The organism is Burkholderia savannae, assembly GCF_001524445.2.
GTDB classification, from domain to species: Bacteria; Pseudomonadota; Gammaproteobacteria; order Burkholderiales; family Burkholderiaceae; genus Burkholderia; species Burkholderia savannae.
In genome coordinates, this window is record NZ_CP013417.1 from 1,475,741 (window position 1) to 1,487,693 (window position 11,953).

The following is an 11,953-nucleotide window of genomic DNA, read 5'->3' on the forward strand; positions in this document are numbered from 1 at the left end:
TGCGGCCTCCGAGCGGGCGGCCGCGCGTCGATCAGAACGCTTCGTCCGGCCCGAGATAGCGCCATTGCCCTTGAGGCAGCGCGCCCAGCATCACGCGGCCCATCCGCACGCGCTTCAGGCCGATCACCTCGAGGCCGACGAGTTCGCACATCCGGCGAATCTGGCGCTTCTTGCCTTCGCGCAGCACGAAGCGCAACTGCTCGCCGTTCTGCCAGCTGACCATCGCGGGCTTGAGCGGCGCGCCGTCGAGCTCGAGGCCATGGCGCAGCTTCGCGAGCGACTCGGCGGGGAAGTGATGCTCGATGTCGGTCAGGCGCTCGCCGAATCGCACGCGCACGAGGTATTCCTTGTCGATGTCGGATTGCTCGCCGATCAGCTGCTTTGCGATGCGGCCGTTTTGCGTCAGCACCAGAAGGCCCGTCGAATCGATGTCGAGCCGGCCCGCGGGCGCGAGCGCGCGCAGTTGCTGCGGGGAGAAGCGCAGCGGCGAGCGGTCGCCGCTCCAGTGGTTTTCGCGCGTGACGAGCGTTGCGGCGGGCGCGTAGCCGTCCTCCGCCTGGCCCGACACATAGCCGACCGGCTTGTGCAGCAGGATCGTCACTTGCGCGGCCTGCGCGGCGCGCGCGTTCGAATCGATTTCGATGCGCTGGTCGGCGCGCACCTTCGTGCCGAGCGTGTCGATGCGCTCGCCGTCGACGAGCACCCAGCCTTTCTCGATCCATTCGTCCGCTTCGCGGCGCGAGCAAAGGCCGAGTTCCGACATGCGCTTCGACAGGCGCACGAGGCCCGTTTCGTCACCTCGGTCACCTCGGTCGCCGCGTTCGACGTGTGCGGCGCGTTCGCCGGGTTCGGCAATGCGGCGCTTGATCGGTTGCGCGGCCTTCAGGCGCGAGCCCGTCGTCGCGCGGACGGCAGGGCGGCGATTGTCGGATGCGTTCGCGCGGGGCGCAGCGCGTTCGCCGGTGCGCGCAGTGCGCTCGGTGCGCTTGGTGCGCTCGGCGCGCTCGGCGCGCTCGGCGCGCGACGGCGTGCGTTTCGCGGATGCGCCGTAGCGATCGTCGGTGCGCTGCGGCGCGCGTTTGCCGCTCGCCGTGGTTTTGCCCGCGAACGGCGCCGCCGCCGAATCGCGCGCGGTGCGGCCGTGCGGGCGCGGTGCGCGCTCGTCCGGCCGGCGCGTCGCGGTTCTGGATGCGCCGCTCGACTTGGCGCCTGCCGGGCCGCGTGCGCCGGCGGGTTTCGCGCCTTCGCGCGTCGCGCGGCCCTGGCCGCGCGCGGCAGGATCGAACGAGCGCGCATCCGGGTTGCGCGCCGCCCGCGCGTCGCGCGTCGCGGCACGATCGGCGGTGCGGCGCTCGGGCTTCGCATCGGTGCGGCGGTCGCGCGCCCCGGCAGCGGCGCCGGGAGCGCCGGCGCGCTTGGCCGCGCCACGTTCGCCGCCCGGACGGGCGGCATCATGCGCGGTGCGCGGCTTCGCGACGCGCTTGCCTTCGGACGCCGCCGCAGCGGAGCGCGCGGGCGCGCCCGCGCGCTTTTGCGGGGCGGCCGGCGCGCCGCGCGGCGCCGACGGCTTCGCCGCGGCCGACTTGGTCGCGGGCTTCGCCGCCGCCGGTTTCGCGCCCTCCGCTTTCGCGTCGGGCCGCGCGACCTTGCGCGCGGTGAGGCTGCCGGAACGGACGGGGGCGCGGCCGGGCGTCGCCGGTCGCGGATTCTTGACGGTCAATTTTGTGCGCATAAACGCTGAAATACTCACACTGCGATCGCGCGCAGCAACTCGGTTTCGACTTGGATCTGCAGACGGCTGTCGGACAAGCCGGTGCCGTCGAGCATGAAGACGTCCTCGACGCGTTCGCCGAGCGTATTGATCCGCGCCGCGTGGACGCCGACCCGGTGCTCGGCCAGCACGCGCGCGATCGAATAAAGAAGGCCCGGCCGGTCGTTGGCCGACACGGACAGAATGTAGTACTGACCGCGCTCGTCGGCCCGCAGGTCGACGCGCGGCGTGATCGGGAACGTGCGCGACAGCCGCGACAGCCGCCCCTTCGACGGCTCGGGCAGCGGCGCGGATTCGGCGAGGCGCGCGGCGAGCTGCTGCTCGACGAGATTCGCGATGTCGCGGTACTGCACGTCGCGCTCGGTTTGCGTGACGATGAAGTTGTCGAGCGCATAGCCGTGGCGCGTCGTGTTCACGCGCGCGTCGAGCACCGACAGCCCGTTGCGGTCGAAGTACGCGCAGATGCCGGCGAACAGGTCCGAGCGGTCCTTCACGTAGACGAGCACCTGCAGCGCGTCGCCGACGGGCGACGGCCGCGCGCGGACGATCGCCGTGTCGGCCTCGACGTGCCGGTACAGCATGCGGGTCTGCCACGCGATGTCGGCCGCGTCGTGGCGCAGGAAGTAACCGACGTCGAGCTGATCCCACAGCGCGCGGTGCGCGTCGGGCGGCACGGTCTCGAGACGCAGCAGCGCGAGCGCCTCTTCCTGCCGCGTCTTCAGCTCCGAATGCGCGTCAGGCTGCGCGCCGCCCAGCACGGCGAGCGCCGCGCGATAGAGATCCTCGAGCAGCTTGCCTTTCCATGTGTTCCACACTTTCGGGCTCGTGCCGCGGATGTCGGCGACGGTGAGCAGGTAGAGCGCCGTGAGCCGCCGCTCGCTGCCGACGAGATCCGCGAAGCGCTTGATCACCTCCGGATCGCTCGTGTCCTGCTTTTGCGCGACCTGGCTCATCGTCAGGTGATGCTGGACGAGCCAGACCACGAGCGCCGCGTCGTCGCCCTCGATGCCGTGCTCGCGGCAGAAGCGCCGCGCGTCGGCCATCCCGAGCGTCGAGTGGTCGCCGCCGCGGCCCTTCGCGATGTCGTGGAAGAGGGCGGCGACGTACAGCACCCACGGCCGCTCGAAGTTGACGATGAGCTGGCTGCAGAACGGGTATTCGTGCGCGTGCTCGGCGACCGCGAAGCGGCGGATGTTGCGCAGCACCATCAGGATGTGCTGGTCGACCGTGTACACGTGGTACAGGTCGTGCTGCATCTGGCCGACGATTCGCCGGAAGTTCAGCAGATAGCGGCCGAGCACGCTCGTCTGGTTCATCAGCCGGAACGCGTGCGTGATGCCCTCCGGCTGTTGCAGGATCTGCATGAACGCGCGCCGGTTGCGCGGATCGCGCCGCCACGCGTTGTTCATCACGTCGCGCGAGTTGTAGAGCGCGCGCAGCGTGCGCGCGGACAGCCCCTTCACGCCGCGCGTCGCCTCGTACAGCAGGAACGCTTCGAGGATCGCGTCCGGGTGGCGCTCGAACACGTCGTCCGCGGCGATCTCGAGCATCCCCTGCTTCTCGACGAAGCGCCCCGGCGACAGCACGCGGGTGACGCCGCTCGTCGCCGGGAAGAGCTGCGCCTCGATGTTCTGGATCAGGATCGTCGCGAGCTGCGTGACCGCCTTCGCGGCCCAGTAGTAGCGCCGCATCAACTGCTCGCTCGCGCGCTTCGCGGGCGTCGGCTCGTAGCCGAAGCTCTCGGCCGCCTGCGTCTGCAGATCGAACACGAGGATGTCCTGCCGCCGCCCGGCGATCACGTGCAGCCGCGCGCGCAGCGTCTTCAGGAAATTTTCGTTGCGGCGCAGCTCGCGCGCCTCGCGATCGGTGATGAGCCCGCGCGTGTCGAGTTCGCGCCAGCTGCTGCCGAAGCCCGCCGCGCGCGCGATCCAGAGAATCGTCTGCAGATCGCGCAGGCCGCCCGGGCTTTCCTTCACGTTCGGCTCGAGGCTGTACGGCGTGTCCTGGAACTTCGCATGGCGCTGGCGCATCTCGAGCACCTTCGCCTGGAAGAACGCGCGCGCGTCGAGCGCCTCGCGGTAGTGCAGCATGAAGCGCTCGAAGAGCGCCGTGCTGCCGACGATGCGGCGGGCCTCGAGCAGCGACGTCTGCACGGTGACGTCCTGCGAGGCCTCCTCGATGCATTGGCCGACCGTGCGCACGCTGCTGCCGATCTCGAGCCCGAGATCCCATGCCATCCCGATGAAGCGCTCGATCCGCTCGTCGAGCTCGCTCGCGTGCGAGTCGGGCAAGAGGACGAGGATGTCGACGTCCGAATGCGGCGACAGCTCGCCGCGCCCGTAGCCGCCGACCGCGACGAGCGCGAGCGTCGCGGGCAGCCCGCATTCGTGCCACAGGCGGCGCAGCGCGTCGTCGGTCGCGCGCGACAGCGCGTGCATCAGCGGCGTGACGTTGGCCGCGGTCTTGAAGCGCGCGAGCAGTTCGGCTTTCGCGGCCTTGAATTCGGCTTTGCGCGACAGCGCGGAGGGCGGCGCGGCGACGGATGCGCTCATGGGCGGCAATCGGATTGGGCGGTTGAACGGCCGCGCGCGACGACGCGAGCGGCTACCTGGCTAAACGGGCAAACAAACGAGCGAAACAAGCGAAACGGGCAAAGCGAACGGCAACGCGGATGAGGCGCGCGGCAACGCGCTCAGGCCGCCGTCGCCGGCGCGGCGAACGTCGGGCGCGCCGGCGTGCCGGCCGATACCGTGAGCACCTCGTGGCCCGTTTCCGTGACGAGGATCGTGTGCTCCCACTGCGCGGACAGGCTGCGGTCGCGGGTCTTGACGGTCCACTGGTCGGGCATCGTGCGGATGTCGCGCTTGCCGGCGTTGATCATCGGCTCGATCGTGAAGATCATGCCGGGCTTCAGCTCGATGCCGGTGCCGGGCCGCCCGTAGTGGACGACCTGCGGGTCCTCGTGGAACACCGTGCCGATGCCGTGGCCGCAGTATTCGCGCACGACGCTGTAGCCCTGCGCTTCCGCGTGCTTCTGGATCGCGTGGCCGATGTCGCCGAGATGCGCGCCGGGCTTCACCTGGTCGATGCCGAGCCACATGCATTCGTAGGTGGTTTGCACGAGGCGCTTCGCGAGAATCGAGCCTTCGCCGAGGATGAACATCCGGCTCGTGTCGCCGAAATAGCCGTTCTTGATGACGGTGATGTCGATGTTGAGCGCGTCGCCGTTCTTGAGCGTCTTGTCGCCCGGAATGCCGTGGCAGATCACGTCGTTGACCGACGTGCAGATCGCCTTCGGGAACGGCGGGTAGCCGGGCGGCTGGTAGTTGAGCGGCGCGGGCACGGTGCCCTGCACGTTGACCATGTACTCGTGGCAAAGGCGATCGAGTTCGCCCGTCGTCACGCCCGCGACGACGAACGGCGTGATGTAGTCGAGCACTTCGCTCGCGAGACGGCAGGCGATGCGCATCTGGGCGATGTCGTGTTCGTTTTTGAGCGTAATGGCCATGGGTCGATGCCTGAAATGCGGTGAATTGCGCAATTATCGCACCTTATTCCCGCCGTCGCAGCCTTTCGCGGGCGGCCGCGGCGCGAAACCGGGCGCGTTCGCGCGAGTCACGCGCGGGCCGTCCGGCGGAGGCGCTCGCATGAAGCCGGCGCGGCGAAAGCGGAGGGCGACTTGAGAGCCGTAGCGCTCGCGTGCTATACTTATTGGCTAAGTCGACGCTGGAATCGCTATTTTTGCCTTGCTCGGGAACGTTCGAGTTTTCCGTTCGGGCGCGGCGGTGGCGGCGAAGGCTGGGCGCGAAGCTTTCGAACGGTTTTCAAGGTGGGTTTTCGAAGAGCGCGCGCCGAATCGCAAGCCGGCGCACCCAGGGTGTCGCGGCGCGAGGAGCGGAGCAGTGTCCGCCGTCGCGCCATGATACGGCAGCCGGCTTAAGACCCAAACCCTCGTGGAGAATTTACATGGCAGTTACGATGCGCCAAATGCTGGAGGCGGGTGTCCATTTCGGTCACCAAACGCGCTTCTGGAACCCGAAGATGGCTCCCTTCATTTTCGGTCACCGCAACAAGATTCACATCATCAACCTCGAAAAGACGCTGCCGATGTTCTCGGATGCACAGAAGTACGTGCGTCAGCTGGCGGCGAATCGGGGCACGATCCTCTTCGTCGGCACGAAGCGCCAGTCGCGCGACACGATCGCCCAGGAAGCGCAGCGCGCCGGCATGCCGTACGTGAACGCACGCTGGCTCGGCGGCATGATGACCAACTTCAAGACGCTGAAGGTGTCGATCAAGCGCCTGAAGGACATGGAGGCGGCGGTCGAGGCGGGCGAGCTCGAAAAGATGAGCAAGAAGGAAGCGCTGCTGTTCGAACGTGAAATCGCGAAGCTGCAGAAGTCGATCGGCGGCGTGAAGGACATGGGCGGCATTCCGGACGCGATCTTCGTCGTCGACGTCGGCTACCACAAGATCGCCGTCACCGAAGCGAACAAGCTGGGCGTGCCGGTCATCGCCGTGGTCGACACGAACCACTCGCCGGAAGGCGTGGACTACGTGATCCCGGGCAACGACGACTCGAGCAAGGCAGTCGCGCTGTACGCGGAAGGCGTGGCTGACGCGATCCTGGAAGGCCGTGCGAATGCGGTCAACGAAGTGGTCCAGGCGGTGCGCGGCGGCGACGACGAGTACGTCGAGGAAAACGCGTAACCGGCCCCGAGCCGGCGCAAAAAGGGGGCTCTCAACAGGCCCCCTTTTTTTAAGCCGCTTTTTTTCGGGCGGCCGATCCGGGGCGATGCACCGCAAAAAATGCGCGGATGCCCGGAAACGAATGCCTGCCGCTTGCGTCGAAGCGCGGGCGGCGTTGTGAATACAGACTCAAGGAGCGAATGATGGCGGCAATTACCGCAAGCATGGTGGCAGAACTGCGCGCGAAGACCGACGCACCGATGATGGAGTGCAAGAAGGCGCTGACGGAAGCCGACGGCGACATGGCCAAGGCCGAAGAGCTGCTGCGCGTGAAGCTCGGCAACAAGGCGAGCAAGGCGGCGTCGCGCGTGACGGCGGAAGGTGTCGTCGCATCGTTCGTCGGCGGCAACGCGGGCGCGCTCGTCGAGCTGAACTGCGAAACCGACTTCGTCGCGAAGAACGACGACTTCCTCGCGTTCTCGAAGCAGGTCGCGGAACTCGTCGCGACGCAGAACCCGGCCGACGTCGCCGCGCTGTCGGCGCTGGCGCTCGACGGCAAGACGGTCGACGAAGTGCGACTCGCGCTCGTCGGCAAGATCGGCGAGAACATCTCGATCCGCCGTTTCGTCCGTTTCGAGACGTCGAACAAGCTCGCGACGTACCTGCACGGCAGCCGCATCGGCGTGATCGTCGAGTACACGGGCGCCGAAGAGCAGGTCGGCAAGGACGTCGCGATGCACGTCGCGGCGATGAAGCCGGTCTCGCTGTCGGCGGACGAAGTGCCGGCGGACCTGATCGAGAAGGAGCGCCGCGTCGCCGAGCAGAAGGCCGCGGAATCGGGCAAGCCGGCCGAAATCGTCGCGAAGATGGTCGACGGCAGCGTCCAGAAGTTCCTGAAGGAAGTGTCGCTCTTGAACCAGCCGTTCGTGAAGAACGACAAGCAGACGATCGAGCAGATGCTCAAGGCCGCGAGCGCGGCGGTGCAGAAGTTCGCCCTGTTCGTCGTCGGCGAAGGCATCGAGAAGCGTCAGGACGACTTCGCGGCGGAAGTGGCCGCGCAGGTCGCCGCCGCGAAGCAGCAGTAACCAGTCGTAAAAGCGGTAACCAGCAGTACGCTTGACCCGCGGCGGACGACCGTTCCGCCGCGGCCGGCAGCGGCGCCGGACGGGGCTTTCAGCCAGCCCGGCCCGGCGGCGCTTGCTCGAATCAGCATTTCGCCCCTACAGTTCGTGCTTGTCATCCTCTCGTCGCTCGGAAGTCCCTATGCCCAATGCCTATAAACGCGTCCTCCTCAAACTTTCCGGCGAAGCTCTGATGGGCGACGATGCCTTCGGCATCAATCGCGCGACGATCGAGCGGATGGTTGCCGACATCGCGGAAGTCGTGCGTCTCGGCACGCAGCTCGCGGTCGTGATCGGCGGCGGCAACATCTTCCGCGGCGTCGCGGGAGGCGCGGCCGGCATGGACCGCGCGACGGCCGACTACATGGGGATGCTCGCGACGATGATGAACGCGCTCGCGCTGCAGGATGCGATGCGCCACGCGGGCATCGAGGCGCGCGTGCAGTCGGCGCTGCGGATGGACCAGGTGGTCGAGCCGTACATCCGCCCGCGCGCGATCCGTCAGCTCGAGGAGGGCAAGGTGGTGATCTTCGCGGCGGGCACGGGCAACCCGTTCTTCACGACGGACACCGCGGCCGCGCTGCGCGGCTCGGAAGTCGGCGCCGAAGTGGTGCTGAAGGCGACGAAGGTCGACGGCGTTTATTCGGCCGATCCGAAGAAGGACCCGTCCGCCACGCGCTACTCGTCGATCAGTTTCGACGAGGCGATCGGCCGCAACCTGCAGGTGATGGACGCGACGGCGTTCGCGCTTTGCCGCGACCAGAAGCTGCCGATCCGCGTGTTTTCGATCAACAAGCCGGGTGCGCTCAAACGTATCGTGCAAGGTGAGGACGAGGGCACGCTCGTCCACGTGTAAACTCTCGCCGATGCGGGAGGCGGCGGCGCCGTGCGCCGCCTATGGCCATTGCCCGCATCGTTTTGAAGTTCGGAAGGTTCGGAGGTTGAAATGAGTGTCGCTGATATCAAGAAGGGCGTCGAGCAGAAGATGCAGCGCTCGATCGAAGCGTTCAAGAACGATCTGGCGAAGATCCGCACGGGCCGTGCGCACACCGGTCTGCTGGATCACGTGCAGGTCGACTACTACGGTTCGATGGTGCCGATCTCGCAGGTCGCGAACCTGACGCTCGTCGACGCGCGCACGATCGGCGTGCAGCCGTGGGAAAAGAACATGGTCGCGAAGGTCGAGAAGGCGATCCGCGAGGCCGATCTGGGCCTGAACCCGGCGACGGCGGGCGACTTGATCCGCGTGCCGATGCCGGCGCTCACCGAAGAGCGCCGCCGCGAACTGACGAAGGTCGTCAAGAGCGAGGGCGAAACGGCGAAGGTGGCCGTGCGCAACCTGCGCCGCGACGCGAACGAGCAGTTGAAGAAACTCGTCAAGGACAAGGAAATCTCCGAGGACGACGAGCGCCGCGCGAGCGACGACGTGCAGAAGCTGACCGACAAGCACGTCGCGGAGATCGACAAGCTCGTCCAAAGCAAGGAAGCGGAGATCATGACGGTCTGACGCCACGTTGCGTCGCACTTTTTCCCGCAGCTACAGTCTCAGCGGCCATGACTTATACCAGCTCTACCGTTCGCGTGCCTGACGTCGCCGCCGTGCCGCGTCACATCGCGATCATCATGGACGGCAACGGCCGGTGGGCGACCGAGCGCCGCCTGCCGCGCGTCGCGGGACACACGCGCGGCGTCGACGCGGTGCGCTCCGTCGTCGAGGGATGCGCGCGCATGGGCGTCGAATACCTGACGCTCTTCGCGTTCAGCTCGGAGAACTGGCGCCGGCCGAACGACGAGGTGTCGTTCCTGATGCGCCTGTTCATCACCGCGCTCGAGCGCGAGGTCGGCAAGCTGCACGCGAACGGCATCCGGCTGCGCGTCGTCGGCGACCTGACGAAGTTCGAGCCGCGCATCCAGGCGCTCATCCGCCGCGCGGAAACGAAAACCGCCCGCAACACGCGCCTCACGCTCACGATCGCCGCGAACTACGGCGGTCGTTGGGACATCCTGCAGGCGACGCAGAAGCTCGTCGACGAGGCGGCGCGCGAAGGGCGCGCGGTCGAGATCGACGAGGACGCGTTCGCCCGCCATCTGGCGATGTCCTACGCGCCGGAGCCCGATCTCTTCATCCGCACGGGCGGCGAGCAGCGGATCAGCAATTTCCTGCTCTGGCAGCTCGCGTACACCGAGTTCTACTTCACCGACAAATTCTGGCCGGATTTCGACGCGGACGCGCTTACCGAGGCGCTCGCGTCGTACACGCACCGCGAACGCCGCTTCGGCCGCACGAGCGCGCAGCTCGAACCCCAGGCTCAGGACGCCGACTCCCTTTCATGCTGAAGACCCGTGTCATCACGGCGGTCGTGCTGCTGGCAGTGCTGCTGCCCGTGACGCTGTTCGCGCCGCTTTCCGCGTTCGGCGCGCTGATCGCGCTCGTGCTCGTGTTCGCCGCGTGGGAATGGGGGCGGCTACTGAAGCTGGGCGGCGTCGGCCCCGTTGCCTACGCGGCCGTCGCGGCGCTCGCGCTCGCCGCGAGCACGCGGCTCGGCATCGGCGCGCAGGCCGCGCGGCCGCTCTTCGAGGCGGCGGGCGTGTTCTGGCTGCTGGCCGGCCCGTACGCGCTCTGGCGCAAGCCGGCGCTCGCCGGGCGCGCGTGGAAGCCGTTTCTGCTCGCGGCGGGCCTCGTCGTCTTTGCCGCGTGCTGGCATGCGCTCGTCGCGGCGCGCGCACAAGGCGTACCCTTCGTATTGTCGCTGTTGCTGGTGGTGTGGCTCGCCGATATCGGCGCATACTTTGCCGGCAAGAGATTCGGCAAGCGCAAGCTCGCGCCGTCCGTGAGCCCGGGCAAGACCTGGGAAGGCGCGGCGGGCGGGTGGCTCGCGGTGATGGCAGTCGCCGGTGCGGCCGTCGCGGCGCACGCGTTCGAGCCGACCCTTTATTCGGCGTTCGTCGCGCATTACGGCGCGGCGGGTGGGTTCGCGGCGTTGACGGTTCTCGTCGCGTTCAGCATCGTCGGCGACCTGTTCGAGTCGCTCCTGAAGCGCCAGGCGGGCGTGAAGGATTCAAGCGGGCTGCTGCCGGGCCACGGCGGCGTGCTCGACCGCGTCGACGCGCTGCTGCCCGTGCTGCCGCTCGCCATGCTGCTGCTCGGTTAAAACTAGACTCTACTATGCATAAACGTCTGACATTGCTCGGTTCGACGGGCTCGATCGGAGACAGCACGCTCGACGTCGTCGCGCGTCATCCGGAGCGCTTCGCGGTTCACGCGCTCACTGCCCACCGCAACGGAGACAAGCTCGTCGCCCAGTGCCTGCGCTTTTCGCCCGACGTCGCGGTGGTCGGCGACGCCGAAACCGCCGCGCGGGTCGACGCGCAATTGCGCGCCGCGGGCAGCAAGACTCAGGTCGCGCACGGCCCGCAGGCGCTCGTCGACGTGTCGAAGAGCGACGGCTGCGACACCGTCGTCGCGGCGATCGTCGGCGCGGCGGGGCTCGCGCCGAGCCTCGCCGCCGCGCGCGCGGGCAAGCGCGTGCTGCTCGCGAACAAGGAATCGCTCGTGATGTCGGGCGCGATCTTCATGGACGCGGTGCGCGACCATGGCGCGATCCTCTTGCCCGTCGACAGCGAGCACAACGCGATCTTCCAGTGCATGCCGCGCGACGCGGCCGAGCGCGGCGGGATCGCGAAGATCATCGTGACCGCGTCGGGCGGCCCGTTCCGCACGCGCGAGCCCGCGACGCTCGCCGACGTGACGCCCGACGAGGCGTGCAAGCACCCGAACTGGGTGATGGGCCGCAAGATCTCGGTCGACTCGGCGACGATGATGAACAAGGGCCTCGAGGTGATCGAGGCGCATTGGCTGTTCGGCCTGCAGAGCGAGCGGATCGACGTGCTGATCCATCCGCAGAGCGTGATCCATTCGCTCGTGTCGTATCGCGACGGCTCGGTGCTCGCGCAGCTCGGCAATCCCGACATGCGCACGCCGATCGCGCACGCGCTCGCGTTTCCCGAGCGCGTCGACGCGGGCGTCGCGCCGCTCGATCTCGCGCAGATCGCGACGCTCACGTTCGAGAAGCCCGACTACGCGCGCTTCCCGTGCCTCGCGCTGTCGATCCAGGCGCTCGAGGCGGGCGGCATTGCGAGCACGGCGCTCAATGCGGCGAACGAGATCGCGGTCGACGCGTTTTTGTCGCGGCGCATTCGCTTCACCGCGATCGCGCAGACGGTCGAGGTGGTGCTGAACGGGCTTGCCAACCGCACGCCGAGCGGCCTCGACGATGTGATCGGCGCCGACGCCGACGCGCGTCGCGCGGCAGCCGCGTTCATCGACAAACTGCCCGCGCCCGGCGTCGAGCGGGCCGCCTGAATGGAGTCG

The 11,953-nt window shown here is 68.1% G+C and carries 10 protein-coding genes; 7 read left to right on the forward strand and 3 right to left on the reverse strand.

Features of this window, described 5'->3' with window-relative positions; translation table 11 throughout:
- Window positions 1-31: 31 nt before the first annotated feature.
- From WS78_RS35655 to map, 3 genes are all read right to left on the reverse strand, one after another.
- Window positions 32-1,732 (reverse strand): pseudouridine synthase, encoded by a 1,701-nt coding sequence (locus WS78_RS35655; RefSeq protein ID WP_156437437.1) that lies wholly within the window; start codon window positions 1,730-1,732, stop codon window positions 32-34.
- Between the two features lie 14 nt (window positions 1,733-1,746).
- Window positions 1,747-4,323, reverse strand: coding sequence for a [protein-PII] uridylyltransferase (locus WS78_RS07420; RefSeq protein ID WP_038744984.1), 2,577 nt, complete (start codon window positions 4,321-4,323; stop codon window positions 1,747-1,749).
- A 140-nt stretch (window positions 4,324-4,463) separates the two neighbouring features.
- Window positions 4,464-5,279 (reverse strand): type I methionyl aminopeptidase, encoded by an 816-nt coding sequence (gene map / locus WS78_RS07425; protein ID WP_059574522.1) that lies wholly within the window; start codon window positions 5,277-5,279, stop codon window positions 4,464-4,466.
- A 458-nt stretch (window positions 5,280-5,737) separates the two neighbouring features.
- On the opposite strand from map, the gene rpsB reads away from it, so the two are divergent.
- The 7 genes from rpsB (at window position 5,738) to WS78_RS07460 (ending at window position 11,944) form a co-directional block, all read left to right on the forward strand.
- Window positions 5,738-6,481 (forward strand): 30S ribosomal protein S2, encoded by a 744-nt coding sequence (rpsB, locus tag WS78_RS07430; RefSeq protein ID WP_038744989.1) that lies wholly within the window; start codon window positions 5,738-5,740, stop codon window positions 6,479-6,481.
- Window positions 6,482-6,663: 182 nt separating this feature from the next.
- On the forward strand, window positions 6,664-7,545 hold the full coding sequence (tsf, locus tag WS78_RS07435) for a translation elongation factor Ts (RefSeq protein ID WP_038744992.1): 882 nt from the start codon (window positions 6,664-6,666) through the stop codon (window positions 7,543-7,545).
- A gap of 178 nt (window positions 7,546-7,723) precedes the next feature.
- Window positions 7,724-8,437 carry a UMP kinase gene (gene pyrH, locus WS78_RS07440; RefSeq protein ID WP_004193606.1) on the forward strand — a complete coding sequence of 238 codons (714 nt, stop codon included), beginning with the start codon at window positions 7,724-7,726 and terminating at the stop codon, window positions 8,435-8,437.
- 90 nt (window positions 8,438-8,527) lie between these two features.
- Entirely contained in the window at window positions 8,528-9,088 is a 561-nt protein-coding gene (frr, locus tag WS78_RS07445) for a ribosome recycling factor (RefSeq protein WP_038744994.1), read from the forward strand.
- A 47-nt stretch (window positions 9,089-9,135) separates the two neighbouring features.
- A complete protein-coding gene (locus WS78_RS07450; RefSeq protein WP_038744996.1) occupies window positions 9,136-9,918 on the forward strand; it encodes an isoprenyl transferase in 783 nt (260 codons plus the stop codon).
- The gene (locus WS78_RS07455) at window positions 9,912-10,733 is read left to right on the forward strand and encodes a phosphatidate cytidylyltransferase (RefSeq protein ID WP_059574524.1); all 822 of its coding nucleotides are present in this window, start codon (window positions 9,912-9,914) and stop codon (window positions 10,731-10,733) included. The genes WS78_RS07450 and WS78_RS07455 overlap by 7 nt, the downstream gene beginning before the upstream one ends.
- Before the next feature lie 14 nt (window positions 10,734-10,747).
- Entirely contained in the window at window positions 10,748-11,944 is a 1,197-nt protein-coding gene (locus WS78_RS07460) for a 1-deoxy-D-xylulose-5-phosphate reductoisomerase (RefSeq protein ID WP_059574526.1), read from the forward strand.
- Window positions 11,945-11,953 lie beyond the last annotated feature (9 nt).

Coding starts and splice junctions, on each gene's coding strand:
- WS78_RS35655 (WP_156437437.1), bottom strand. CDS start 1,732: ATGCGCACAAAATTGACCGTCAAGAATCCGCGACCGGCGACGCCCGGC.
- WS78_RS07420 (WP_038744984.1), bottom strand. CDS start 4,323: ATGAGCGCATCCGTCGCCGCGCCGCCCTCCGCGCTGTCGCGCAAAGCC.
- map (WP_059574522.1), bottom strand. CDS start 5,279: ATGGCCATTACGCTCAAAAACGAACACGACATCGCCCAGATGCGCATC.
- rpsB (WP_038744989.1), top strand. CDS start 5,738: ATGGCAGTTACGATGCGCCAAATGCTGGAGGCGGGTGTCCATTTCGGT.
- tsf (WP_038744992.1), top strand. CDS start 6,664: ATGGCGGCAATTACCGCAAGCATGGTGGCAGAACTGCGCGCGAAGACC.
- pyrH (WP_004193606.1), top strand. CDS start 7,724: ATGCCCAATGCCTATAAACGCGTCCTCCTCAAACTTTCCGGCGAAGCT.
- frr (WP_038744994.1), top strand. CDS start 8,528: ATGAGTGTCGCTGATATCAAGAAGGGCGTCGAGCAGAAGATGCAGCGC.
- WS78_RS07450 (WP_038744996.1), top strand. CDS start 9,136: ATGACTTATACCAGCTCTACCGTTCGCGTGCCTGACGTCGCCGCCGTG.
- WS78_RS07455 (WP_059574524.1), top strand. CDS start 9,912: ATGCTGAAGACCCGTGTCATCACGGCGGTCGTGCTGCTGGCAGTGCTG.
- WS78_RS07460 (WP_059574526.1), top strand. CDS start 10,748: ATGCATAAACGTCTGACATTGCTCGGTTCGACGGGCTCGATCGGAGAC.